The sequence below is a fragment of the Aestuariivivens sediminicola genome (assembly GCF_022662015.1).
Taxonomy (GTDB): domain Bacteria; phylum Bacteroidota; class Bacteroidia; order Flavobacteriales; family Flavobacteriaceae; genus Aestuariivivens; species Aestuariivivens sediminicola.
In genome coordinates, this window is the sequence record NZ_JAKMCM010000001.1 from 517,947 (window position 1) to 541,450 (window position 23,504).

Annotated in this window: 26 protein-coding genes and 1 tRNA gene; 11 read left to right on the forward strand and 16 right to left on the reverse strand. The window is 41.2% G+C overall.

Annotated elements, in window-relative coordinates:
• The first annotated feature begins 7 nt into the window (after positions 1-7).
• From cysQ to cysC, 3 genes are read left to right on the forward strand one after another with little or no spacing between them, the layout of a single operon-like run.
• Complete coding sequence (gene cysQ / locus MR041_RS02195) at positions 8-814, forward strand: 3'(2'),5'-bisphosphate nucleotidase CysQ (RefSeq protein ID WP_242091945.1); 807 nt, start codon at positions 8-10, stop codon at positions 812-814.
• Positions 814-1,230 carry a DUF2061 domain-containing protein gene (locus tag MR041_RS02200; RefSeq protein ID WP_242091946.1) on the forward strand — a complete coding sequence of 139 codons (417 nt, stop codon included), beginning with the start codon at positions 814-816 and terminating at the stop codon, positions 1,228-1,230. Before cysQ ends, MR041_RS02200 begins: the two co-directional genes overlap by 1 nt.
• Entirely contained in the window at positions 1,227-1,817 is a 591-nt protein-coding gene (gene cysC, locus MR041_RS02205) for an adenylyl-sulfate kinase (RefSeq protein WP_242091947.1), read from the forward strand. Before MR041_RS02200 ends, cysC begins: the two co-directional genes overlap by 4 nt.
• Positions 1,818-2,080: 263 nt before the next feature.
• Here cysC and MR041_RS02210 read toward each other — a convergent pair.
• A tRNA-Leu gene (locus MR041_RS02210) sits at positions 2,081-2,162 on the reverse strand.
• Between the two features lie 115 nt (positions 2,163-2,277).
• Here MR041_RS02210 and MR041_RS02215 point away from each other — a divergent pair.
• Positions 2,278-3,669 carry a dipeptidase gene (locus tag MR041_RS02215; protein ID WP_242091948.1) on the forward strand — a complete coding sequence of 464 codons (1,392 nt, stop codon included), beginning with the start codon at positions 2,278-2,280 and terminating at the stop codon, positions 3,667-3,669.
• Positions 3,670-3,708: 39 nt separating this feature from the next.
• Complete coding sequence (locus MR041_RS02220; protein WP_242091949.1) at positions 3,709-4,593, forward strand: DMT family transporter; 885 nt, start codon at positions 3,709-3,711, stop codon at positions 4,591-4,593.
• A gap of 43 nt (positions 4,594-4,636) precedes the next feature.
• Here MR041_RS02220 and MR041_RS02225 read toward each other — a convergent pair whose 3' ends face one another.
• Positions 4,637-5,839, reverse strand: a complete 1,203-nt coding sequence (locus MR041_RS02225) for an NAD(P)/FAD-dependent oxidoreductase (protein WP_242091950.1) — start codon at positions 5,837-5,839, stop codon at positions 4,637-4,639.
• A 252-nt stretch (positions 5,840-6,091) separates the two neighbouring features.
• Between MR041_RS02225 and MR041_RS02230 the strand changes: the two genes are divergently transcribed.
• Positions 6,092-7,192, forward strand: a complete 1,101-nt coding sequence (locus MR041_RS02230) for a DUF4407 domain-containing protein (RefSeq protein WP_242091951.1) — start codon at positions 6,092-6,094, stop codon at positions 7,190-7,192.
• Position 7,193: 1 nt separating this feature from the next.
• Here MR041_RS02230 and MR041_RS02235 read toward each other — a convergent pair whose 3' ends face one another.
• A complete protein-coding gene (locus tag MR041_RS02235) occupies positions 7,194-7,472 on the reverse strand; it encodes an STAS domain-containing protein (protein WP_242091952.1) in 279 nt (92 codons plus the stop codon).
• 193 nt (positions 7,473-7,665) lie between these two features.
• Between MR041_RS02235 and MR041_RS02240 the strand changes: the two genes are divergently transcribed.
• Together MR041_RS02240 and MR041_RS02245 are read left to right on the forward strand one after the other, a co-directional pair.
• A complete protein-coding gene (locus tag MR041_RS02240) occupies positions 7,666-8,097 on the forward strand; it encodes a YybH family protein (RefSeq protein WP_242091953.1) in 432 nt (143 codons plus the stop codon).
• 123 nt (positions 8,098-8,220) lie between these two features.
• Positions 8,221-8,358 (forward strand): hypothetical protein, encoded by a 138-nt coding sequence (locus tag MR041_RS02245; RefSeq protein WP_242091954.1) that lies wholly within the window; start codon positions 8,221-8,223, stop codon positions 8,356-8,358.
• Positions 8,359-8,506: 148 nt separating this feature from the next.
• Here MR041_RS02245 and MR041_RS02250 read toward each other — a convergent pair whose 3' ends face one another.
• From MR041_RS02250 to MR041_RS02280, 7 genes are all read right to left on the reverse strand, one after another.
• The gene (locus MR041_RS02250; RefSeq protein ID WP_242091955.1) at positions 8,507-9,307 is read right to left on the reverse strand and encodes a hypothetical protein; all 801 of its coding nucleotides are present in this window, start codon (positions 9,305-9,307) and stop codon (positions 8,507-8,509) included.
• 169 nt (positions 9,308-9,476) lie between these two features.
• Positions 9,477-9,845: an MmcQ/YjbR family DNA-binding protein gene (locus MR041_RS02255; protein ID WP_242091956.1), complete on the reverse strand. Its 369-nt coding sequence runs from the start codon at positions 9,843-9,845 to the stop codon at positions 9,477-9,479.
• A gap of 4 nt (positions 9,846-9,849) precedes the next feature.
• Entirely contained in the window at positions 9,850-10,206 is a 357-nt protein-coding gene (locus MR041_RS02260) for a DUF4260 domain-containing protein (RefSeq protein ID WP_242091957.1), read from the reverse strand.
• Positions 10,203-10,955, reverse strand: coding sequence for a cyclase family protein (locus MR041_RS02265; protein ID WP_242091958.1), 753 nt, complete (start codon positions 10,953-10,955; stop codon positions 10,203-10,205). The genes MR041_RS02260 and MR041_RS02265 overlap by 4 nt, the downstream gene beginning before the upstream one ends.
• A gap of 170 nt (positions 10,956-11,125) precedes the next feature.
• Positions 11,126-12,322 (reverse strand): radical SAM family heme chaperone HemW, encoded by a 1,197-nt coding sequence (gene hemW, locus MR041_RS02270; protein ID WP_242092490.1) that lies wholly within the window; start codon positions 12,320-12,322, stop codon positions 11,126-11,128.
• An 82-nt stretch (positions 12,323-12,404) separates the two neighbouring features.
• A complete protein-coding gene (gene ruvC, locus MR041_RS02275; RefSeq protein WP_242091959.1) occupies positions 12,405-12,965 on the reverse strand; it encodes a crossover junction endodeoxyribonuclease RuvC in 561 nt (186 codons plus the stop codon).
• Between the two features lies 1 nt (position 12,966).
• On the reverse strand, positions 12,967-13,605 hold the full coding sequence (locus MR041_RS02280; RefSeq protein ID WP_242091960.1) for a cell envelope biogenesis protein OmpA: 639 nt from the start codon (positions 13,603-13,605) through the stop codon (positions 12,967-12,969).
• Between the two features lie 132 nt (positions 13,606-13,737).
• On the opposite strand from MR041_RS02280, the gene MR041_RS02285 reads away from it, so the two are divergent.
• Both MR041_RS02285 and MR041_RS02290 read left to right on the forward strand, forming a co-directional pair.
• Complete coding sequence (locus tag MR041_RS02285) at positions 13,738-14,862, forward strand: glycosyltransferase (RefSeq protein WP_242091961.1); 1,125 nt, start codon at positions 13,738-13,740, stop codon at positions 14,860-14,862.
• A 51-nt stretch (positions 14,863-14,913) separates the two neighbouring features.
• Positions 14,914-15,783 carry a hypothetical protein gene (locus tag MR041_RS02290; protein WP_242091962.1) on the forward strand — a complete coding sequence of 290 codons (870 nt, stop codon included), beginning with the start codon at positions 14,914-14,916 and terminating at the stop codon, positions 15,781-15,783.
• Here MR041_RS02290 and MR041_RS02295 read toward each other — a convergent pair.
• Positions 15,780-16,202, reverse strand: a complete 423-nt coding sequence (locus MR041_RS02295; protein WP_242091963.1) for a hypothetical protein — start codon at positions 16,200-16,202, stop codon at positions 15,780-15,782. The genes MR041_RS02290 and MR041_RS02295 overlap by 4 nt on opposite strands.
• A 177-nt stretch (positions 16,203-16,379) precedes the next feature.
• Between MR041_RS02295 and MR041_RS02300 the strand changes: the two genes are divergently transcribed.
• On the forward strand, positions 16,380-16,877 hold the full coding sequence (locus tag MR041_RS02300) for a DUF456 domain-containing protein (protein ID WP_242091964.1): 498 nt from the start codon (positions 16,380-16,382) through the stop codon (positions 16,875-16,877).
• Positions 16,878-17,094: 217 nt separating this feature from the next.
• Here MR041_RS02300 and MR041_RS02305 read toward each other — a convergent pair whose 3' ends face one another.
• From MR041_RS02305 to glgP, 5 genes are all read right to left on the reverse strand, one after another.
• Positions 17,095-17,769 carry a response regulator gene (locus tag MR041_RS02305; RefSeq protein ID WP_242091965.1) on the reverse strand — a complete coding sequence of 225 codons (675 nt, stop codon included), beginning with the start codon at positions 17,767-17,769 and terminating at the stop codon, positions 17,095-17,097.
• An 8-nt stretch (positions 17,770-17,777) separates the two neighbouring features.
• Positions 17,778-19,610 carry a tetratricopeptide repeat-containing sensor histidine kinase gene (locus MR041_RS02310; RefSeq protein ID WP_242091966.1) on the reverse strand — a complete coding sequence of 611 codons (1,833 nt, stop codon included), beginning with the start codon at positions 19,608-19,610 and terminating at the stop codon, positions 17,778-17,780.
• A 118-nt stretch (positions 19,611-19,728) separates the two neighbouring features.
• Entirely contained in the window at positions 19,729-19,875 is a 147-nt protein-coding gene (locus MR041_RS02315; RefSeq protein ID WP_242091967.1) for a hypothetical protein, read from the reverse strand.
• 348 nt (positions 19,876-20,223) lie between these two features.
• Entirely contained in the window at positions 20,224-21,243 is a 1,020-nt protein-coding gene (locus tag MR041_RS02320) for a LacI family DNA-binding transcriptional regulator (protein WP_242091968.1), read from the reverse strand.
• A gap of 284 nt (positions 21,244-21,527) precedes the next feature.
• A complete protein-coding gene (gene glgP, locus MR041_RS02325; RefSeq protein ID WP_242091969.1) occupies positions 21,528-23,168 on the reverse strand; it encodes an alpha-glucan family phosphorylase in 1,641 nt (546 codons plus the stop codon).
• Positions 23,169-23,504: the final 336 nt, after the last annotated feature.

Genomic DNA, 23,504 nt, shown 5'->3' on the forward strand with positions numbered 1-23,504 from the left:
CCTTTTTATGTTAACCTACGGTAAATATTTAAATACAGCAATTAGGGCCTCATTATTGGCCGGAGCAGAAATCCTTAACATCTACGAATCCGATTTTTCGATCAGTTATAAAGAGGACGCCTCTCCTCTGACAGAGGCCGATATCGCCTCGAATAACATCATTAAAGCCCATCTTGAACCTACAAATATTCCAGTTATTAGCGAAGAAAGCCGACAGATGCCCTATGACAAAAGAAAGCAATGGCAGGCGTGCTGGATTGTGGATCCCATTGACGGCACCAAAGAATTTATAAAAAGGAATGGTGAGTTTACCGTAAATATTGCTCTTGTTGTACAGGGCCAACCCATGCTCGGCGTTATCTATGTTCCTGTAAGCTCCGAACTATATTATACCGATGGTACGAAGACAAAGGCGTATCGATCGGTTGTACATCATCATAATGAGGAGCTGAAAACTCTGTTATTTAAAGAAAAGGACGCGTTAAAGCCCCGACTTGAAAAAGGGAATACACTGCGAGTAGTCGGGAGCCGATCGCATATGAATGCGAAAACATTACAATACCTCAATGTGCTGAAGCATGATCATGATGCCATTGAAATAGTTTCCAAAGGCAGTTCACTAAAATTTTGTTTGATGGCCGAGGGGAAGGCAGATCTGTATCCGCGGTTTGCGCCAACAATGGAATGGGATACGGCGGCTGGTCAGGCCATTTGTGAGGCTGTTGGATTAAAGGTCATCGACCAAAGAACCATGCAGCCTATGGTTTATAACAGGGAAAGCCTTTTAAACAACCACTTTTTGGTAAGTTACTAATGTCGACATCCATTCATAAAAGACATATTGCCAAATCAATTACCTGGCGCATGTTAGGGACACTGGATACCTTTATGCTGTCATGGATCATTACGGGAAATGCATTGGCCGGTCTTAAAATTAGCGGTTTGGAACTCTTTACAAAAATGATTTTGTATTATTGCCATGAGCAAGTCTGGTATAGAAAAGGCACAGCCAACAGCAAAAAAAGACATGTATTCAAGACCTTTACATGGCGCATGTTGGGAACACTGGACACCATGTTCCTGGCATGGCTCATCACGGGAAATCCACTCACGGGATTCCATGTTGGCCTAGCCGAAGTCGTTACTAAGATGGTCTTGTATTATCTGCATGAACGTAGCTGGTACCGCTTCGATTTTGGGCTGGAGCAACGCAACACCACAAAAAAATGAAAAAACATTTAACAGATCACAACTATAGGATTAGCAGAGCGGAACGGCAAAAGTTAAATGGCCATAATGCTTTCCTGGTTTTCTTTACGGGATTGTCAGGCTCGGGTAAATCTACCTTAGCCAATGCCTTGGAAGTCAGACTTAACCACATCAAGGTGCACACTTATGTTCTTGATGGGGATAACATAAGGCGCGGTATCAATAAAAATTTAGGATTCTCTCCCGAAGACCGATCTGAAAATAACAGGCGCATTGGGGAAATATCGAAACTGTTTGTCGATGCCGGGTTGGTCGTTCTCGCTGCTTTTGTTGCCCCTTATAAAAAGGACAGGCAATTTATCAGAGACACCGTAGGCCGGGATAATTACATCGAAGTGTTTGTGAACACCAGTTTGGAAGAATGTGAAAAAAGAGATGTTAAAGGCTTATATAAGCTGGCCAGGGCGGGTAAAATAAAGAATATGACCGGTATATCGGCGCCCTATGAAATACCTGAAGAACCCGATATTGTGGTCTCCCATCTCAACACGATTGAGGAATCTGTCGACATGGTATTTGAGCATATAAAAGGAAAATTGAGTTTGTGATCAAGCTCCCCTATCTCCGTTTCTATTTTTGTCAACGCAATTTTATCGAGACCTGTAAGGCATGGCTCTCTAAGAATCATTTTAAAATAAAAAAGCCTCTTGTTTCCAAGAAGCGCTTCGGTGCGGGCGGGGAGACTCACTTCCCTTCGTCTAAGCTCAGGGTAAACTCGCTCAGTATAAACTTCTCGTCTCCCCCATGTAGCCTTGTAATTTGAATAATCTCAATAAATAAAAAAGCCTCTTGTTTCCAAGAAGCTCTTCGGTGCGGGCGGGGAGACTCGAACTCCCACACCTCGCGGCACTAGATCCTAAGTCTAGCGTGTCTACCAATTCCACCACGCCCGCTATATCCCAATAAATATCGGGATGCAAATATAATCAAGATTTTTAAATTGCAAACCTGAAAGCCTTAAAAACATTCTTTTTTTATACTTTTGAAATCAACTATACACAAACTCATATGGACACTATTCAATCCTACATCAAGGCGAACAAGGATCGTTTTATAAATGAACTCGTAGAACTTCTTAAAATACCCTCAATAAGTGCAGATTCCAACTATAAAAACGAGGTTCTAAACACGGCTCAGGCCGTTAAACTGAGTTTGGAACGGGCGGGGTGTGAGCGTGTTGAAATTTGTGAGACCGATGGACATCCCATTGTTTATGGTGAAAAAATAATACACACGGATTTACCCACCGTTTTGGTTTACGGACATTATGATGTACAACCACCGGACCCATTGGACCTATGGCATTCGCCACCATTCGAACCGGTAATACAAACGACGGACAAACACCCTGAAGGTGCCATTTTTGCCCGAGGTGCGAGCGATGATAAAGGTCAAATGTTTATGCATGTTAAAGCCATGGAACTGATGACATCAACGAACCAGTTACCCTGCAATGTTAAATTCATGATTGAGGGTGAAGAAGAAGTCGGAAGCTCCAACCTCTCCATTTTTGTAAAAAACCACCGGGAGAAATTAAAGAATGATGTCATCCTTATTTCCGACACCGGGATGATCGCCAACGACACGCCGTCAATTACAACAGGACTGCGCGGTTTGAGTTACGTGGAAGTAGAGGTTACAGGACCCAATCGCGATCTGCATTCCGGCTTATATGGTGGTGCCGTGGCCAATCCCATTAATATTTTATCCAAAATGATCGCGTCAATGCACGACGAGAATAACCATATCACCATTCCCGGATTTTACGATAAGGTAGAGGAACTCTCTGATATGGAAAGAGCTGAAATGGCAAAGGCACCCTTTAATTTGGAAAACTATAAAAAAGCCCTGAATATTGATGCGGTTCACGGTGAAGCAGGTTATTCCACACACGAACGGACGTCTATCAGACCTACTTTGGATGTCAATGGTATCTGGGGCGGATATACGGGTGAAGGGGCTAAAACGGTTATCCCCAGTAAAGCCTATGCTAAAATTTCCATGCGGTTAGTACCACATCAAAACTGGGAGGAGATCACACGACTGTTCACCGCCTATTTTGAACGTATTGCACCCAAAGGCGTTACAGTAAAAGTTAGTCCGCACCATGGTGGTCAGGGTTATGTAACACCAATAGATCACATTGGATACCAGGCCGCCAGCAAGGCTTACACAGACACCTTTGGCAAAACGCCCATTCCACAGCGCAGTGGTGGCAGCATTCCCATAGTGTCCCTTTTTGAAAAAGAATTAAAAAGCAAAACCATTCTCATGGGATTTGGTCTGGACAGTGATGCCATTCATTCCCCAAACGAGCATTTCGGTATTTTTAACTTCTTAAAAGGCATAGAAACCATTCCTTTATTCTTTAAGTACTTTACCCAACTTTCTAAAGAATAAATGGGAATGCATTGAGGGTAGTACCCCGATCTCGTATACATGAAAGACAATCACTTTAACCAGCTTCTCCTGCTTTTATTGGCGACCTTATTTATAAGTTCATCAGGGGCCCTGGGTAAGTTCATAGACATGCCTGTTCCGGTCATCATCTGGATGCGCTCCATCATCGCTTCTGTATTGCTGTATGGATTTTGCCGCTATAAAAAATACCGTTTGGCCCTAAGGACACGAAAGGACCTGATCCTCTTCATTATCAGCGGGCTCTTTTTAGCAACACACTGGATCACCTATTTCTATGCGTTGAAACTCTCGAATGTAGCCATTGGCATGCTGTCTCTGTTTGTATATCCTATATTGACAGCTCTGATAGAACCCCTGTTTATAGACACGAAATTTGATCCTATATATATTGTACTGGGAGTTATGGTCTTATTCGGGATTTATATCCTGGCACCGGAATTCAATCTGGAAAGTGCTCATGTAAAAGGTGCCTTATTTGGGTTGCTCTCGGCGCTGTTCTATTCTATTCGAAATATCATTTCCAAGCAAATGGTGTCGCGTTACAACAGCACCTCCATCATGTTCTATCAAATTACGATAATCAGTATCGTATTATTGCCTGTTTTATGGCTTCAGGACAGTTCGAATATTGAGACGCAATACCCGTATATAATTATATTGGGCGTCATTACTACCGCCGTTGGACACACCATGCTGGTGAATAGCTTAAAGCACTTTACAGTGAGTACGGCAAGTATCATTAGCAGTGTTCAACCTATTTTAGGTATCATCATTGCATTCATTTTCCTTAGGGAAATTCCGACCTGGAATACATTTTTTGGAGGAACAGTAATTCTTCTTACGGTAGTCATTGAAAGCCTGAGATCCCAAAAGAAAAACAAGGCGCTGTTCAAATCAAAATAGCAATTATTTTGTTTCGATAGCGCCTTGTTTCAATCAAACCACACTACGGCAATTGAGAGTACCCGTGCTTCGTTTTCCAAAGGAAATATTTCTCGAACAAGACCTTTGAAAAGTCAAATATGACATTGGGAATCATAATGGCAAAAGCACGTGGCTTAAACAAATTATTACTCAAAATAATCACCTCTTTTTTACCAGCATCCATTACACAAATACCGGGTATTTTACCCCACGCTTTCTTTTTTAGTTTCGTTTTTCCTCGAGACACCCTATAAATGTTTTCGGCTACGATTTTGCCGGTTTCATCTGAAGGATATCCTGTTTTAGGTGTGGAGAAAGGTACCTTACCTGGTGTAAATGGTACCTTGACATCCACAGCTATGCCCGCGGCCCAGACATTTGGTAATTCCGTATGTCTGTAATCATCGTTTACCGGTATATACCCATTCGCCGTAGCTTTTAATCCCTCAGATTTAGAGACAAAATCCACACCTACAAACGGAGGCATGAGCATGGTAAACTTGCTATTAATCGTTTCGCCGGAGCTCAGAATAACTTTATCTTTTTGCACTTCTTCTACACCTACTTCCGTTCTGTAGTGAATCTTAAACATCTTCATGAAAGATTTCAGCATTGTTTCTCCCCCCGTCATACCATCAATACCAAAATGGCCCAGGAAGGTTTCAGGTGTAATCCAATATAGATTTACTTTTTTTCTTATGTTTTGCTCACGCAGCCATTTTTCAACATTGAATAAAAACTCGTAGGCTGCGCCCATACAACCCGCATTTTGGGTCGCTCCAATAACGATATTGCCCGGGTCTTTTTTGAAGGCCTCCAGAGCGGCTCTCGTTTTCATAGCCCCATTTGGGGTTCCTATATAATGGGCAAATTCCTTTACCCCTGGTGCTACATCGTATTTTACCTTTGGTCCGGTAGCCACGACCAAATGATCATATTTTACATCGCCCTTGTCTGTAGATACAATCTGATTGTCTGTATCGACCTTTAAGGCTTCAGCATGCATGAATTCCACACCTTTCTTTTCAAGAATGGTATCCTTTCTAAAGGCTATATCCTTTATTTCGCGTCTTCCAAAAGGTACCCAAATCAGGGATGGAATAAATAAAAATAATGGTGACTTATCTACCATTATTACGCGGTGTTCTTTTTTTCCTTTACGCTTCAATTCGAGGGCTGCAGTCATCCCTGCAAAATTCCCTCCTATTACTACAGTTGTGGTCATGATTTTTAATTTATACCATCAAAATTAAATCATTCATTTAAAACAGAATGTGACAAATGTCACACAAGGAAATGGCCCCGCATAACCACTGTAATCCTAAAAACATATCCCGGTTACGCCTTTTACCTGATAAAAAATTGTAACATTTCAGCATTTTTAACGTTCTAATTGATAATCAACCGCTTTGTTAGCTATTATTAATGAATTTTAAGCTAAGGAAGCGGTATTAATCAATCAAAAATCAAACATCTTATGTTAAAACGTTTTTTCATTATCTGCTCGGGTAGTGACCCGGAAATTCTCGAAGCCTGTTCGTCCGGCGAACAAAACAAATATGCCGGTATCGGGGCGACAGTTTTCTTTACCGCGCTTATGGCTTTTATTGCTGCCAGTTATGCCCTTTATACGGTATTCGACAATTTATATGCTGCCATTTTCTTTGGTTTTATATGGGGATTACTCATTTTTAATTTAGACCGGTATATCGTGTCCACCATTAAAAAAACGGGGCGTATTATGGATGAACTCATTCAGGCCTCACCACGAATTATTCTCGCGGTAATTATAGCGGTTGTCATCTCTAAGCCTCTGGAACTTAAAATCTTTAAAAAGGAAATTGACCAGGTGCTGCTTACAGAAAAGAATGAAATGACCCTGGCGAATAAAAATCAAATCGAACAACAATTTAGTCCCAATATTGCCGCATTGAAGTCCGATATCTCCGCATTACAAAAGGACATAGAAACCAAGGAGGCGGAGGTCAATGCCTTATATGACACTTATATTTCGGAAGCCGAAGGAACGGCCGGGACCATGCTTTTAGGCAAAGGCCCAGTTTATAAGGAAAAGCGAGACAAACATGATGCTGCACTGGCGGAGTTACAACAACTAAAACTGGATAATAAGGCGAAAATTGCAACGCTTGAAAACCAAATCGCACAAACCGAAGTACAACTGCAGAACCAAATTACGAACACCCAACCTATTATTAATAATTTCGATGGTCTTATGGCCCGTGTCAATGCCCTGGGGAAGCTGCCATGGCTACCGTCGTTCTTTATATTTCTGCTGTTCCTGGCCATCGAGACCTCTCCAATTTTTGCGAAACTCTTATCGCCAAAAGGCGCTTATGACTACAAACTGGAAGATCAGGAAACGGCTATAAAAACACATGTACTACAAAATACAAAGCAAAGAGACGTCATGTTGAAAGCAGACTATGCAATAAATGACCGTATATTTGAGGCTATAAAAACAGAGGAGGAACTTTACAATTACAAGCGAAAGAAAGCCAGGGAGCTCATGCAACTGCAAGCGGATGCATTTTTTAAAAAGCACAAGAGTGCCTTGTAGTCTATGCGGCAGTTTCAGACTTAAACTTAGTATACAATCGTGTTGGCCCACTGCCTATAATGGAAATGCTCTTCTTGTTGTTTACAGAGGATTTATGCAGCGCTAACAGGCTTTTTATACCGTAGCGATCGATGTACTCAATCCCCTCAACATTGACCACAATGCTGTTTTCTCTATTCAAGATGGCCTGAAGTTCATTTTCAAAAAGATGAAAATTGCGTTTGTTTAAAACGCCTTTGATTTTTAAAAATTTTCCGTAGCTGGTAATTCGAAGGTCCATATCACATAACAATTAGGTTAAACGCGTTTGATTAAGGGTGCAATAAATTGATTAACAGTCAAATATACCTAAAAAACGAATTACTTTGCAGAATTTTCGATGAATGGAGGTATAAAACAGTTTTGACATGCTGTTAATCGATGAAATCCTAATTCGTATATTTAGTTCACCTTACATTTTAAATTTATCCATTATGAAATATGCTATTTTCCTGTTCTGTGCCATGATCGCTTACCCTATGAACGCTCAAAATACCGAACAACAGAATTTTCAGGCCATAAAGAACCTATTGGAAGAGCAAAGGTTGGCTTGGAATAACTATGATTTAGAAGCCTTTATGGAGGGCTACTGGAAAAGTGACTCCCTGAAGTTCTATGGGTCCAATGGCGTGACGCATGGCTGGAAAAATACCCTGGAGCGTTATCAAAAAGGTTATCCCTCAAAGGCCCATACCGGGGAGCTTGTGTTTAAAATTAAGAGTATCTCCAAAATTGAGGATACATCCTATTATGTTATGGGTGCCTTTTTTCTATATCGTGAAGTGGGTGATGCCAATGGCATTTTTATGATTGTTTTAAAAAAGATAGATGGGCAATGGAAGATCATTGCCGACACCTCCTGCTAATACATCGCAGTAAGATCGGTTGATTGCCTCACCCTGTTGGAATGGACAGCAACAGGTTTCAAATAGCAATTAAATCTCCTTATCCCCGTTTTAATATTCGCATGCTTCAATTACTTTTGTAGGATGAGTTACAATTCAAAAATGCTGTTAATGGTGATTTTAGCGGTTATTACCATATATGGCATCGTAACGGGTAAATACCTGTTTCTAATTTTCATGATCCCATTGGGTTTTGATTTCTTTAAAAAGAAAGATAAATAGGGTGGCCTTCCGAGATTAAAAATCACCAATCCCTTTAATAGATTACATATAGACCGCAATTTGTTTGTGAAAGTGCAGCTGCAATCGTTGCTCCGTTAAAAAGAAAAAGGACGCCCTGAAGCGTCCTTTGATTTCATCTTAACCTGTTTTAATACTTCAAAGGGGCATATAAATAATCGCCATGGGATTTGAAGTATTTACCATAGGCCTTACCTTCTTCTTCTGTTAAGGCTTCTTTCATTAATTCCTCATATCTATCGAACATATTCTCCAACGCGCTCATGGAATCGAGCCAAATCACCTGGTTAAAATCTCTTCTGTCCGAACCCCAGGCATGCATACTGGGATAATAACCCTTGACATACTCATTTTTATGGATCACATCTTCTGTGACTTTCTTATTTAGAGTGGTCCACTCGTCCCAGGTACCATCTTCAGGAAATGCCATTTTATTAAGACGCCAATACAAGACCATATCCTCTGTAATTTCAGCATCCATTGGCTTCGCACCCGGCAAGGTCGCATAAATTTCATCGGAATGATAGATGGAATACGCCGAATTGAGTTTATCCAAAAAAGCATTACGGGCTTCTTCATCCGGCCAGGCCTCCTTTTCCAACTCCGCATTTCTTGCAGCCGCCTTACCTATGGCTTCCCAATTTGGATAGGTTTGAACGTAAAGTACCTCGTTGCTGTTTTCAGTAAAAAGGTGCATAAAATGCATGGACCACATAATGTACTCGTTCTTAGAGGTGACCTTGTCCCTATATTCCTTCTCTGTAGCACGCCACTCGGCAGGTGTACCTTCATAATTACTACTCCAATACGACTTGGTTACACTATAAAATTCAGGTCTTTTGGGCTCTTCATCCTGAGCAGAAATGGTCATTGGCATGACCAGTAAAAATAGCATTAGTAATGCTGTAAGAAATTGATTGGTTGTTTTCATAATTTGATTTAAATTAAAGTTAGTATAAAGTTATAATTAAAAACTCAGCTCTTCGATTAGGGGAATATGACCTTAATAAAGTCCAGCTTATATAAGGCATGTTTTAATGTGCTATCAATCAACATGCCCAGGGAGAGAAATTAAATATACAATAAAATTCCGAATAACCTTAATAGCCGCTCAATATATCACGTTGTTTTTTCGTCATACCCTTCACGACCATATCATAGGAGTGGTCTATCAATTCTAATATAAACTGGGGTTTTAATTCCCCTTTGTGTATAGCCACTGTATTCCAATGCCTGTTACTCACATAAGGGCCCGGATAGATGCTTGCATAGCGTTCACGCAAGGCTATCGTGTATTCCGGATCACATTTTAAAGTAATGGAGGCCTCGCCTTTATCCCATTTATCCAACGGGGCGATGACAAACATCTTACCCAGAACTTTAAAGACCAAAGTACTGTCATCAAAGGGAAAAACTTCCGTTGCGGCCTTTTTATTTAAACAATAGTGTCGAAGCTGCTCGATATCCATGGTGTTAAAATGATTTCCCTATATTCCCTAAATGGGTGTGCTTAAAATCACTGAAATACTTTAATCCATAACCGAAGATCCGGTCTAAGGAGGCATGGGCAAATAACATTATCCCGGCCAATTGAAGTCCCTGGTTTTGTAAATAGATCCCTATGACATATAATCCAATTGCCAGACCCTTATGGTGGAGGAGGTTATAGGTTATGGCTCCTGTTTTAGGATTGAAAAGATAGCCCAACATACCAATATCCGGTGCCAGAAGTAAAGCCAAAAACCACCACCAGTTAAAATCCAATTGACCGAAAAGAACGATCCCCAGCAGGAACATAAACAGTTCCTCGATTTTTAATGCTACTTTCATGCGTCTTCAATTTTATATAAAACAGGTTTACTGGGCGCGGCATCATTTTCAAAAGGCGCAATTTGCAGATTTAAGAAATAGGTGCCATCCTTGATACTATTGGGTACATAAATGAACTCCGTAATGGTGGCGTCTAAACGCAATTTTCCTTTCGTATTCCAAAATGCGTGGTGAGCCAGCAGCTTGCCTTCATCCTTTTCTTTATCAATGCTCGGCTGATCAATGAGTAAATGTTTGATTCCTTTTTTAACCAGGTAGTTCACGGCTTCTTCGGTTAAGTAAGGCCAATTGGTATGGGAATACTGCCTGGTTAATTTTTCCTTAGTATTGGGAATAGTTCGTAATACTACGGCATCTCTTTTTTTATTTCCCAGGGCGAACTGTATCTGTTTTTTGGATATGATTTCATCTCCATTTAAACGTTCTGATGCCACAGTGATGAGTTCGGCCAGGAAAAAATACTGCTTTAAGTGTTTATTTATGGAATATACCCGTTCTGTAATATGACCGGCACATTCGGTATGGGTGCCATGCGCATGCGGATTAAAATGGATCGTGTTAAAGTTAATGCTGGCCCCTTCACTTACCGCCGCAACCCATTCACCTTCCCTTACCGGCTCAATCTTGGGTTCTTCCAGGTACCACGCATTAACGTTGGTCTTAGACGCCCTTAAGGGTATGGATATATCCAAAGGTTTGGAGAAATCTATTTTAAGTTTTCTGGAATGGTATTGAATTGTGGCTAACATAAAAATGTAAATTGGGATTAAAAGTTATTGTTCTGAATGCACTTTAATATATAAATTTAATCCTTTTCTGAAAGGATTTTAATTGTTAATTAAAAGGTATGTGATGTTTGATGCGGTTTTGATGTCATGTCATGGATTAAGGCAATTCCTGTTCTGGAGCGCCTTAAGAATTAATCCAGTACAAACAGATCAGAGGCCATCCCATCGATTAAAAATTTACCTTTTGGGGTGGTTTTAAGCATCCGATCCGAACCCTTTACCCCGGATCCCGGAACGGACATTTGGAGGAGTCCGCTATCTATGAATTTTTGTGAGCCCCTTTCCAAATGTTCTGCATAATCCACTCCGAAGTCGCGTTCTATCTTCTTAAGGGATACCCCCCACATGGTGCGTAACCCGATCATGACAGACTCATTATACCGATCTGTAAGTGATAAATTCTCGACGGTCCTGGGAAGTGTCTCTCCTTGAATGGCTTTTATGTATTCGGTATTGTTAGACACATTCCAACTGCGTTGATTCTCCTTGAAGGAATGTGCCGAGGGCCCTATCCCCAGGTAAGGTTTCCCTTGCCAGTAGCTCGTGTTGTGTTTCGAAAAATAGTTTGGCCTTCCAAAATTTGAAAGTTCATAGTGCAGGAATCCTTGCTTTTCGGAGCGCTCAATCAAATGCCTGAAATGTTCTAATGCGAGATGGTCATCCAAAGGCGGATACTTGCCCTGTTTAATAAAATGATCCAGAGCCGTTTTGGGCTCTACCGTCAGGGCATAGCTCGATATATGGTTAATCTCATAGGCGAACGCCATATCCAGATTGGCGTTCCATTTTTTCAGATCCATATCAGGCATGCCATAGATGAGATCGATGGTTACATTATCGAAAAACGACCGTGCCTCCTCTAAACATATTTTAGCATGATGCGCTGAATGTGCGCGATTCATAGCCTTTAAATCATCGTCGAAAAAAGACTGGATCCCAATACTCAGTCGATTGACCCCAATGCCCTTGAGATCCCTGAACACAGTACTCGACTGCATTAGGCCTGATGCCTGACCAGGATGACGCAAACTGACCAGATCATCGGGATTGGCCTCCAATGTTATTTCCGGGTCCGTTGATACGGTGTAATTCTTATAAATGGCATCCGTCAATATCTGCAACTCTTCAACAGCTAATAAGGAGGGTGTTCCACCTCCAAAGTAAATGGTCTCTATCGTTTGGTTCTCAAACTCATTTTTCCTGAGCTGCAGTTCTTTCGCCATGGCCGATAAAAGTTCCTTTTTCTTTTTTAAGGATGTTGAAAAATGAAAATCGCAATAGTGGCACGCCTGCTTGCAAAAAGGGATATGAATGTAAATACCGCTCATGTAGTGATCAAATGGCCTTGTCATGTGTGGGCTGGCAGTTAGCAGTGTCTATTGTTATAGCCTCCTACTGCCTCAAATGGCCTTACCGTTTACTGTTTAATTTATCGGGATTCTGTTTTACAAACGCCGCCCATCCGGAGTAGCTTTTACCGACATTCACTTTGCCCAGGTTATAATAGTGGCACACCGCAGCAGCCAGGCCATCTGTGGCATCAAGGTTTTTTGGTAAGCTTTTCAACACCAAAAGATGCTGCAGCATTTTGGCCACCTGTTCTTTACTCGCATTTCCATTACCGGTTATGGCCATCTTAATTTTCTTTGGCGAGTATTCCGTAATGGGAATTTCTCTGCTCAATCCTGCTGCCATGGCCACCCCCTGAGCACGTCCCAACTTTAACATGCTCTGCACATTCTTTCCAAAAAAGGGAGCTTCAATGGCTATTTCGTCAGGTTTGTGGGTATCTATAAGCTCCATGGTCCGTTCGAATATGAGTTTTAGCTTTAAATAATGGTCATCGTATTTCTTTAAATCCAGTTCATTCAATTGCATAAAATGCAGTTGCTTTCCAACCACTTTAATAAGTCCGAAGCCCATAATGGTTGTCCCCGGATCTATTCCTAAAATGATACGCTCTTCAATCATATTAATCACAATAATAACAGCCACTTAACGATATGGAAACCCCCAGTGTTAAGGTCCATAAATTTCCATTAAAAGATCCATACCCATCTGAAGGAGGGTCAAAATCAGAACTAAAACCATTGATATATGAGCCGTCAAGATAAAGCGAAAAGGCATCAGAGATACCATAATGCAACTCTATTCCCGCCATAATATTCAGGTAACTTGTATCATTCTCAGTATAATTACCCAAGGGTTTGATCAGGCTTAGCCCTGGTCCGGCATGTACAAAGGTTCCCATTCGAGCGCCTAAAAAACCAAACACCCTTGAGGCATCATATACGAATTGGGCATTGACCCTGGAATAATTCACCTTAAACTCCTGTGTTCCATCCTGATGCGATATCCGATTGAATCCATAATCAAGTTTAGCTCCTAAACGTGGTTTAAACATGTATTGTAACCCCAAATTTACCGTTGGGAAATTGAGCTGTTGTCCCTCAAAACCGGGAACAAAACCCTCTTGGGAGGGACCATTCACGCCCAAAGCAATCTGTGCTTTAAATGTACTGGTGTCCTGAGCAACGGCACCTTCTACCAAAACGATAAAAAAGAACACCATGCAGGATTTAACATAATACCGTTTAAAATTTGAGGCCATAACATGCAATTCGTTTATTTTGCACCCTATAATGGATACACTTTCGTACAAAGCTAAACAATTCTTTTTTGTAGCTATGACTTTTAATGTTGTATTCTTAACGATTTATTCGGTATTTACAATTCATAAGTCATGATAGTAACGGTTTTTATCATTTCCCTGCTTTACTTATTATTGATTGGGGCCTTCCTTTGGGGATTTCATAAAATCCGAAGGTTTCGCCCCAAAGCTGTGAACCCGAAAACGACATTCTCCATAATCATTCCGTTTCGCAATGAAGCCGGGAATTTACCGCGTATCGTATCCGCTCTGCGGGAATTGGCCTATCCCAAGCATCTGTTCGAGGTGATATTTGTTGATGACGCCTCCACTGACAACTCGGTAGATCGCCTTAATGAAGTGCTGTCTCCTAGCCCGCTGGATACGACCATAATAAAGAATAACCGCATGACACCTGCGCCCAAGAAAGATGCCATAACAACAGGAATTGCCACTTCGAAATACGAATGGGTAATCACCACAGATGCCGACTGCGTGTTACCCAGGTATTGGCTGAACAGTTACGATGCTTTTATTCAACACACAAACAGTCAATGCATTGTGGGGCCTGTCAGGTTTTATACCAAGGCCAACTTCTTCAATAGCTTTCAAGTCCTGGATTTCCTGAGTCTGCAAGCTACGGCAATTGGTGCCTTTGGCATCCGACAACCCTTCCTGTCCAATGGGGCCAATCTGGCCTATACAAAAAGCTTGTTCCATCAACTTCAGGGGTTTGAAGGTAATGATCATATTGCCAGTGGTGATGATATTTTCCTTCTGGAAAAAGCGGTTAGAACACATCCCGGGGCAGTGCATTATATGAAATGCAAGGCGGCCATTGTAAACACCTTTCCCGAACCTACCTGGCGCAATTATCTGCAACAACGGATACGATGGGCTTCAAAGGCGAAAGCTTACAACAATTGGTTCGGAAAATTTACCGGCGCCGTAGTTCTGTCTATGAATGCCTTAATTATAATAGTGGCAGGATTTTCTGTCACCGGATTGCTCAGCTTTGAATACGTCGTGTTTCCTCTGATCTTGAAACTCTCGATTGATTTCAGCCTGCTTTATGTTACGGCATTATTTTTCGATCAGCAAAGGCATTTAAAACAGTTCCTAATCAGCTTTCTAATGTATCCGTTTGTTACTGTTTATAGCGCTCTAATGGCCCTTTTTTCGTCTTATTCCTGGAAAGGAAGAACCTTTAAAACTTAAGTTCATATGATTATTTTTAGTACTTTTACTTCAGCTCAACAGCCCTGAACCATGATGAAACGCTTTCTTTTACTGGCTTCGCTTTTTATGTATTTCTTAAATACCTCGGCACAGCAGACCTATACCGTGAACGGGGAATCTCTTGAATTAAGCTTGGAGGTGGAGGGCGATTTGGATTTACTCCTTTTGAAACTGGACAAAGGCTATCGCTTTTTTGTTAAAGATTCCACCGAACAGGTACAGGAACTTATCAATACCAGGGACATCGATGGGACGCATTTCAGTGAGTACCGTCATACTTTGGAAACATTGACCGCAGGTTCGGGGATGACCACCGAACTGGTCGCCTTCAGTAAGTACGGTCTGAAAGAATTTATAAAAGCCTACAATAGAAAAGGACACAGACGCTATGCCTATACGACGGACAAGGTGAAAACCCAAACCCGATTGGGTGTCTTTGGCGGCCTGACGAACCACCCATTGATCGAAAACACGAATAACGACAAAACCGGACTTTTTGGTCTCGAATTTGAACTTTTAGAAAAAAAAGAATCCCCCAGACAATCCGGTTTTCTGAGTATAGAACATACGCTGAAACACAATGACTTCGACTATGTTTCTACCATCATAGCCATAGGACACAGATACCGATTTATCAACCGTTCAAAATTTAATATCTATAGCAACCTTCAAATTGCCACCTATACCTTTTCAAAGGAAACTTCAGTGATGAACACGGAAGACATGACGGTTAAAAACAACAGCTTGAGGGTGCCGTTCATTCTGGGCATTGGGAGTGATATCAAAGTTTCAGAAAGCAGTTATATCACAGTTATCTACAATGAGATCGTTTCTGTTTTTGTGAAAAACAATGGGCATTTCCCCTTACACTTCTCTGTGGGATACAAGTTTAATCTTTAGGGCTCGGTATTGCGAATAATAACAGGCAATTGAAATTCCGATTTTACCTTTTGGCTGCGTTTTACCGCAGGAAAAATTTCAGGCAAGGAATCCAAACTACGGGTGAGCAGCGCTTTTATATTCGGAATTTCCCGCAGTGTTATGGAATCCATCTGCAGGTCCCGAAGTATTAATTCCCCGATTTCCGAAACCTGAAAATCCAGGATCAGGGTATCGTTAATATCCTGAGTGACCACAATCATTTCCTTTTGCAGATTGTTCATAATATGCTTTCTCAATACACCTTCAAAACAGTGTTTCTGCTCGGGCTTGGTCGAAAGCGAATCACAGATGGTAAAACTGGGATACGCATCTACCTCATCCCAATTAAAGGTTTTGAGTTCCTCATTTAAAATGGCTTCCGGAGTTGTTTTCTTCACATTAAAATACTCACAGGAACACAGTGAAAGACAGACTAAAAAAATACAGATTTTGGTCATGGATTACTCTATACCCGAAAAATACGATTTTTTTAGTTTTTAAACCCTTTTAAAGAAAAAAAGGACCAAGTAACTTTTAACCCTGTTTAGCGTCATATTTCTAAACCTAATGATCACATGGATATCCTTTTAATTATTACAGCTTCTTTATTGATGCTCCTGGGTCTTATAGGAAGTTTTCTCCCCGTTCTTCCCGGGCCACTGACCAGTTGGTTTGGATTATTACTTGCCCATTTTACTACCGCCATACCCATGAACAAGCCCTTTTTAATAATTACTTTGATCATTGCGGTACTCATTTGGTTACTGGATTATATCATTCCTGCTATAGGAACCAAATATTTCGGGGGTAGTCGTTACGGGATGATCGGTGCCACCCTGGGGCTTCTTTTTGGTTTGTTGGCCCCCATTCCCGGAGGCATCATTATTGGTCCATTTGTTGGTGCATTAATCGGCGAACTTCTTAACAATAACAGTTCTAAAATTGCTGTAAAAGCCGCCTTTGGTTCCTTTATCGGTTTTTTAAGCTCTGCATTTATCAAATTCGTTGTCGCACTCATTTATTTAGGGCTTTTTATTCGCCTGGTCCTACAACATCCGGGGAGTATGATGTAAGGCATAAACAAGAAGAGGCCCCGTGGGTCTCTCACCTCCACAGGGCCAATGTAAATTGCTATTATCAACAAAAAATTTGAGGGATTAATTAAATTGTAGTGTTGACAATCCAAATGTAAACATAAGTTTTCACTTTGTGCTGTGGGAAAACCGTAATGACATTATGGTTTAATTGTAAAATACAGGTATAGCCTTAGTTCCGAGCTGCAAAAAAGTTTTAAACAAAGCCCTGTTTCCTGGCCTCCGATAACAGGGTTTCGTCCTGACCATCCTCGATACAAAAGAGCTCCTTGAGTTGTTTCTTTCTTTTTTCCACGGCACTTAAGGAGATGTCCAAATGCGAGGCCAAGTTTTTTGTCTTTATGCCCTGGGACAACAAATGCAGTATTTTTCTGTTCTTCTCGTCGATAACGATATCGCTGGTTATGGTTTTTCTGATATGACTGTTTACGGTACCACTGTAAAAGGGCGGATTGTACAATACGGCCTGAAAGGCACTGGCCAACTCGCTTGAGGTGAGATCACTTTTAATCAGGAAGCCTTCGGGATCTATAGTTTTAATGATGTTATGTATTCTGAATGCCTCGTTGAACATGGTCAGTATCACAATCTTGGCCCTTGGTAAAACCTTTCGGGCATATTCGGCAAGGTCCTCACCCGAGTTCATACTGCCATCCGAAGAAGGCGGCAGACTTATATCCACAAAAAGGACATCGTAAGGTATGGTTCTCGATACCGAAGTATCCATATATTTTATGGCCTCATCACAATTGTTGGCAATATCGATGTGCAATTCCTGATGTTCGGCTTTGGTGAACTGCAAGGTGTTCTGATACCCCTCAATAATCATGGGGTGGTCATCGATCATCAATATTCTAATTTTCTCTGTCATGCCTTGTGTCAGTCTATGGGTACTTCAATCCTAACTGTGGTGCCTTTATTTAGTTCCGAGTTAATTTCCAGCAGGCCCTGTATTTCGCTGATCCTCGAATTCATATTCTTTAATCCGATACCCGATTTGGCCTTGTTTACATCAAAACCGGAACCATCGTCCTCGATCTCCAGGCAAATTACATTATTTTTTAATTTAAAGCTAATTTTAATGTTTTCGGCCTTCGCGTGTTTGTAGATATTATGCAGGGCTTCCTGTACCAATCTGTAGATATGGATCTTCTTTTTATTGGATACGGCATCCCAGTTGATCACCTCATCGTAGTTCAGCCTATAGTGTAACCCATAGGCGATGCATTGGGTATCCACCAGTGTTTTCAATATATCGATAAAACCGGCACCGGAGACAAAATCAGTACTCAATTCATGAGACACCTTCCTGATGTCCTCTTCGATGGTTTTGAGCTCCTGAATGTACTGGCCTCTGGTTTTAACTGCCTCAGGACTCGGGTTCATGTTCAAACTGTCCAGACTCAACCGCGTACCGAACAGACGCCCCAGAACACCGTCGTGCAATTCTTTTGAGATCCTTTGTTTTTCGAGAGCTCGGGCTTCCTCAATACTTTCATTCTGGGAAAGCATGAGATTGTAAATTTCCTCGTTGGCCTGTTGCTGCTCCTGAATAAACTGCAGTTCCTTGTTCTTGTTGCGTTGCCGAATCACCAGGTAAAGCAATAGGGAGGCGATGATGACGATGATGGAAATAATCATCAGCCACATGCGCTCCTTGGCAATCTGTCGGTTTTCCTGCTCCACGCGCTGGGTGTCGAATCGGATCCTTGCAAATTTATCACGGATGGCGCGCTCTGCCTTTTGCAGGCTGTCATTCAATTTGATATAGGATTTTAAATAGGCAGCCGCCTTATCGCTGTCCTCGATCTCGGAAAGGATATACAGGGACTTTAACAGATCATCATTATTGTATTTTTCAGAGATCTCCTTGGCCTTGTAGGCATAATACAGGGCCGAGTCCTTTTGCTTTTTGTAGTCGTAATACTCTGCTAAGCGCTGGTGAATAATGATGGAATGGTATTCCTGATTCGTACTATCGCAAATCTCTAGGGTTTTTAGATAGAGCTCAGGCAATTGATCAAACTCCTTATTGAGATATAATGTGTGGGCATAATTCCCTAAAGCCGAAACGTATATATCAGGATTTTTACCGATTAAATCTGAATTAGTTAAAATCTTATTGAATTGTGCCTTTGCTAAATCATATTTTCCGGCTTCTATATATACAAAACCCAAGTTATTCTCAGTCGTACCAATACTTCTTTCAAAATCACCCTCCAAATCCCGTTTTAATTCCAGAGATCTGTTATAATACTTTTCAGACTCCTCAAAATTACCTAGCTGATCGAAAATAATTCCTAAATTATTATAATTAAAGGCCTTATATTGGTTAATCTCATTGCTCTCATTAAAATCATTTAACAGGGTCAGAGATTCAATGGTTGTGACCTCGCTGCTAGTGTAGTCTTTATTATTTGTTTGGCATACTGCAATTCCGTATAGCGTCAGCGCCAATTCATACTTCAGATTATTCTTCCGAAATACTCTTTCAGCTGTCTGATAGTAATAGTAGGCCGTGTCGCTCAACTGTGATTTGCGATAAATTTCCCCAATTTTGTAATATTCTTTAGCAATGAAAACTGAATCCGAAGAATTGCTTTTTGAAACATGACCAAGGATGGAATCAATCTTACTTATATTTTGCTCCAACTGCGCATGCAAATTAACAACACCAAAAAAAAGAATGATATAGAGTGTTTTATACTTCAATTAAAGCGATTTACCTTCTTCACTCCCAAATGTATTTATAATTTTCGTAAAATCATTTTAAAACAAAAAAAACCCATACAAAATGTATGGGCCAATATTCTTTTAGTCATTCTTTATTCTAGTCATGTATATGACCACCTGTATCTAAGATTTCCATGGCATCAGGAGATACTAATACATCATCCTCATTTAAATCCTGCTTGGTACATGATGTCAGGGCTGCTGCGCATACAGCTACAAGTAACGTTAATTTTAGGGCTTTCATATTAAATCGATTTTAAGGTTATACAATTTTTCTCTATTATTTTTTAAAACATTTAAAAACGTATCGTGATAAAGGTTCCGAATACGAGGAATCTTTAACGAGGGAAAAAATGGATAATTAACTTTAAAATCGAAGGCACAACAAGGCCCTGATTTCATTTAAAACTGTGTTGAGGGAATTTGACCTTTCGGTCTAAAATGGATTAATCTGTTTAACGGAATTGAGGGGACTACTATTTTATCCGTTAAGTGCTACTAAATTAGGTTAAAGTGATTTCGGTATAGCAAAAATTAGATGAAATGCATATTATATCGATGAAATACAAATAATCGACGAACGTATGGGTATTTAACTTACAGATTTCAGGGTGGACTGGTTGTTCACCAGGCTGGTTTTTACAATAGTGGTCTTATAATCCAGGTCCTCATCATGCTTTTTTTCCAGTCGATTGATCAGTAAATCCGCCGCACTGGCCCCTATCTGTTTGGCGTGTTGCCTGATGGTGGTGAGCTTTGGCATGGAGAGCATGGATATGGATTGGCTTGTAAACCCGATCACCGACAGGTCTTCGGGCACCTTAAACCCGAGATGTAAAGCCGTATTTATGGCAATGACTCCCGAGGCATTATCAGCAGACAATATCCCATCCACATCCCGATGTGCTTCAAAGAATTCCAAAATCTTCTTCTGGTAATCGTCTCCTTTTTTCATTTTCAACTCCAAAAGGTCCTGACCACCCTGCTCCTGAATGGCCTTTTTATAGCCGTGGTTTCTCAACTTACCAACACTCAACTCATCAACACTGCTGAAAAAAGCAATTTTCTTACGGTTTTCAGACAATAAACTCTTGGTTGCTCTGTAGGTGGCATCGAAATCGTCTACAATCACCTTGTCGCAAAACACGTCATGTGCCACCCTATCGAACATTACAATAGGCAGCCCCTTATTTATGGTTTTCTTAAAATGTTCAATTTCGTTCTTGATCTGTGTTTCTTCGGCCATGCATAAAATGAAGCCATCAACACTGCCATTGGCCAATAAGGTTAAAGCTTCCTTTTCCTTTTCTAAAGATTCGTTTGAAATACAGGTCATGATATGATAGCCTCTCTGGGTGGCCTCGCGTTCTATTCCAAACAGCACTTTGGCTAAAAAATGATTGAGAATGTCCGGAATGATCACACCAATGGTCTTGGTCTTATTCTGCTTCAGACTCAGTGCCACCTTATTTGGAGAATAATTGTAGCGTTCGGCTAGTGCCTTCACCCGTTTTATTGTTTCCTCCCCTATTTCCTCGCTGTTATTTAAAGCCTTGGAAACGGTTGAGATGGACACGTTTAACTCTTTAGCCAGTTGTTTTAAAGTAACCATATGATGCTATCCTATTTTAGCCGATGCAAGTTACAAAATACATTTATAATTCATCATTTAAAAAAGCGCCCCATGAATTCATATTCACATCACAACATAAGCCTAAAATTCCGCTACGTATCCTTTAGAAATTTCATGCCTATGATTTCCTATTTCCCTGCGCAGGAAATGCCAAAAACATGCCTATATTTTCAGCATTTCCTAAGCATGTTTCTTAAGCCCTATAAACACTGGGGTTTCAAGGGTATATTCACTTCAAACAGAGGTCGTCTTCACCCTATAATTCAGAAGAGCTTTTTATAGTAATCGTCTGCCATGCGTTGTGTGGTAAATTCAGGAATCACATCATCCATAGCCTTAAACACCATCTCCTGCCATTGGTCCGGCTTATCGTAATAGATTGGAATGGCCTTGTTCTCTAAAATATGGTATAAATTATCGGCATCGCTCTTATCCTGATCCCAGGTCGGTAACCGGTAATCCAGAGCCGGTAGAACAAAACAATTTTCCTCGTCCTTTTGAAATTCCGGAATCCAGCCATCGTTCGTCGACACATTCACCGAACCATTCATGGCTGCGGTCATACCACTGGTACCGGAGGCTTCACGTGTAATTCGCGGTGTGTTCAACCAAATATCCGAACCGCACTTTAACAGCCTGGACAATCCGATCTCATAGCCCACGAGGACAGCCAGATTGGATTCGTTCTTTGCATGGAATACCAGGTGATTAAACAAATCTATGGCCCCATAATCAAAGGGATAGGGTTTTCCCGCCCAAATAATCTGAACCGGACGGTTAGCATTGGAAATGAGTCGCTTGAAGCGGTCAAAATCGTGTAACAGCAAATCGGCTCTTTTATAGGCCGCAAATCGTCTGGCCCAAACAATGGTTAACACATTGGGATCAAAGGTCTTGCCGGTTTGTTTATGAACTTCTTGAAACAGGGCTTCCTTCAAGGCTTTCTTTCTGTTCTGATAGGTCATGGCATCGCGATCCATCCAGGCCTGCTTAATAACCTCGTCCTGCCAGAACTTCTGATTCTGCGCATTGGTGATGGGTATGATTTCTGAAACACCATAATAATCCTTCCACATATCGTTGGCCACCCGGGCATGTAATTTTGAAACCCCATTGGCTTTTTTAGCCATTCTCAAGGCCGACACCGTATAATTGATATTCCCTCCGTTGACCATTTCCCGTTCCAACTCTTCATTAGAATACGATCTGCCAAAAAAACCACAGCGATTTAAATGCCGGGCCTCGCGTTCTTCATTACCGGCCTTCTCCGGTGTATGGGTTGTAAACACCATCTGATCTTTTGTGACACCCCGGTCCCTTAAATAATAAAATGCCGGTAGCGCATGCCCTTCATTTAAATGATAGGTATCGGCGCCGCCCAGGGCTTCCACAACCTTTGCACCGCCTATACCCAGGACAATGCTTTGCGACACCCGTGTTACAGGGTTTCTATCGTATAAATGATAGGTGATCGTTCTGGACAGGTGGTCATTGCCATCGATATCGGTACTTAAAAAATACATGGGAACCGTTCCAAAGATTTCAGGTTTCAGGACATAGGCCCTCAACTTGACATGCGGGTTATCATGAAGTTGTATTTCAACTTCAATACCCGTATCCTCAAGAAAATCGAAATGTTTTTCATTGAATTCCGGTCTCAGAGTCTGGTCTTCATTTCGTGCCTGATCGTAATATCCGTATTTCCACAGCATCCCAATGCCAATCATGTTCTGCTTTAACTCGTAGCCGGAGCGCATATGAGACCCTGCCAGAAATCCCAGTCCACCAGAATAAATATTGAACGATTGGTCTATTCCGAATTCCATGCTGAAGTAGGCCACCCGCTTAGTGTAGGCCGCTGCGGGCGTATAAGGATGATACCAGGCTGTATATTGATTTTCCATTATAGTCTTGAATAAAAATTAGCTCCAAATGTAATGAAAATCACAGGGATGTCAGGTATTTTAATTCTGAAATAAACAGAAGATTACACCGGCCCATTTCTCGGGTCAAAGCAACACGAATTACCGGAAGACAGGTTCGAACACTAATACGATTATCGCTATCCGAACATTAAAATTCGCAGTCTTCCAGAGGTCAGGGTGAAAAGGACTTGACGCCGGCTTTTGCATCTGTGCAAGACCATTTCTAAAATCGAGGTCATCATAAAGGGACCTGAAGGCGTAGTCGAAGGTGATCTCCGGGGACATCAGTTTGGATCCTATTCATTAATCTCTTAT

Excerpts from the sequence above, each read along its gene's own strand:
- cysQ (WP_242091945.1), top strand. The coding sequence starts at position 8 with ATGTTAACCTACGGTAAATATTTAAATACAGCAATTAGGGCCTCATTA.
- MR041_RS02200 (WP_242091946.1), top strand. The coding sequence starts at position 814 with ATGTCGACATCCATTCATAAAAGACATATTGCCAAATCAATTACCTGG.
- cysC (WP_242091947.1), top strand. The coding sequence starts at position 1,227 with ATGAAAAAACATTTAACAGATCACAACTATAGGATTAGCAGAGCGGAA.
- MR041_RS02215 (WP_242091948.1), top strand. The coding sequence starts at position 2,278 with ATGGACACTATTCAATCCTACATCAAGGCGAACAAGGATCGTTTTATA.
- MR041_RS02220 (WP_242091949.1), top strand. The coding sequence starts at position 3,709 with ATGAAAGACAATCACTTTAACCAGCTTCTCCTGCTTTTATTGGCGACC.
- MR041_RS02225 (WP_242091950.1), bottom strand. The coding sequence starts at position 5,839 with ATGACCACAACTGTAGTAATAGGAGGGAATTTTGCAGGGATGACTGCA.
- MR041_RS02230 (WP_242091951.1), top strand. The coding sequence starts at position 6,092 with ATGTTAAAACGTTTTTTCATTATCTGCTCGGGTAGTGACCCGGAAATT.
- MR041_RS02235 (WP_242091952.1), bottom strand. The coding sequence starts at position 7,472 with ATGGACCTTCGAATTACCAGCTACGGAAAATTTTTAAAAATCAAAGGC.
- MR041_RS02240 (WP_242091953.1), top strand. The coding sequence starts at position 7,666 with ATGAAATATGCTATTTTCCTGTTCTGTGCCATGATCGCTTACCCTATG.
- MR041_RS02245 (WP_242091954.1), top strand. The coding sequence starts at position 8,221 with ATGAGTTACAATTCAAAAATGCTGTTAATGGTGATTTTAGCGGTTATT.
- MR041_RS02250 (WP_242091955.1), bottom strand. The coding sequence starts at position 9,307 with ATGAAAACAACCAATCAATTTCTTACAGCATTACTAATGCTATTTTTA.
- MR041_RS02255 (WP_242091956.1), bottom strand. The coding sequence starts at position 9,845 with ATGGATATCGAGCAGCTTCGACACTATTGTTTAAATAAAAAGGCCGCA.
- MR041_RS02260 (WP_242091957.1), bottom strand. The coding sequence starts at position 10,206 with ATGAAAGTAGCATTAAAAATCGAGGAACTGTTTATGTTCCTGCTGGGG.
- MR041_RS02265 (WP_242091958.1), bottom strand. The coding sequence starts at position 10,955 with ATGTTAGCCACAATTCAATACCATTCCAGAAAACTTAAAATAGATTTC.
- hemW (WP_242092490.1), bottom strand. The coding sequence starts at position 12,322 with ATGAGCGGTATTTACATTCATATCCCTTTTTGCAAGCAGGCGTGCCAC.
- ruvC (WP_242091959.1), bottom strand. The coding sequence starts at position 12,965 with ATGATTGAAGAGCGTATCATTTTAGGAATAGATCCGGGGACAACCATT.
- MR041_RS02280 (WP_242091960.1), bottom strand. The coding sequence starts at position 13,605 with ATGGCCTCAAATTTTAAACGGTATTATGTTAAATCCTGCATGGTGTTC.
- MR041_RS02285 (WP_242091961.1), top strand. The coding sequence starts at position 13,738 with ATGATAGTAACGGTTTTTATCATTTCCCTGCTTTACTTATTATTGATT.
- MR041_RS02290 (WP_242091962.1), top strand. The coding sequence starts at position 14,914 with ATGATGAAACGCTTTCTTTTACTGGCTTCGCTTTTTATGTATTTCTTA.
- MR041_RS02300 (WP_242091964.1), top strand. The coding sequence starts at position 16,380 with ATGGATATCCTTTTAATTATTACAGCTTCTTTATTGATGCTCCTGGGT.
- MR041_RS02305 (WP_242091965.1), bottom strand. The coding sequence starts at position 17,769 with ATGACAGAGAAAATTAGAATATTGATGATCGATGACCACCCCATGATT.
- MR041_RS02315 (WP_242091967.1), bottom strand. The coding sequence starts at position 19,875 with ATGAAAGCCCTAAAATTAACGTTACTTGTAGCTGTATGCGCAGCAGCC.
- MR041_RS02320 (WP_242091968.1), bottom strand. The coding sequence starts at position 21,243 with ATGGTTACTTTAAAACAACTGGCTAAAGAGTTAAACGTGTCCATCTCA.
- glgP (WP_242091969.1), bottom strand. The coding sequence starts at position 23,168 with ATGGAAAATCAATATACAGCCTGGTATCATCCTTATACGCCCGCAGCG.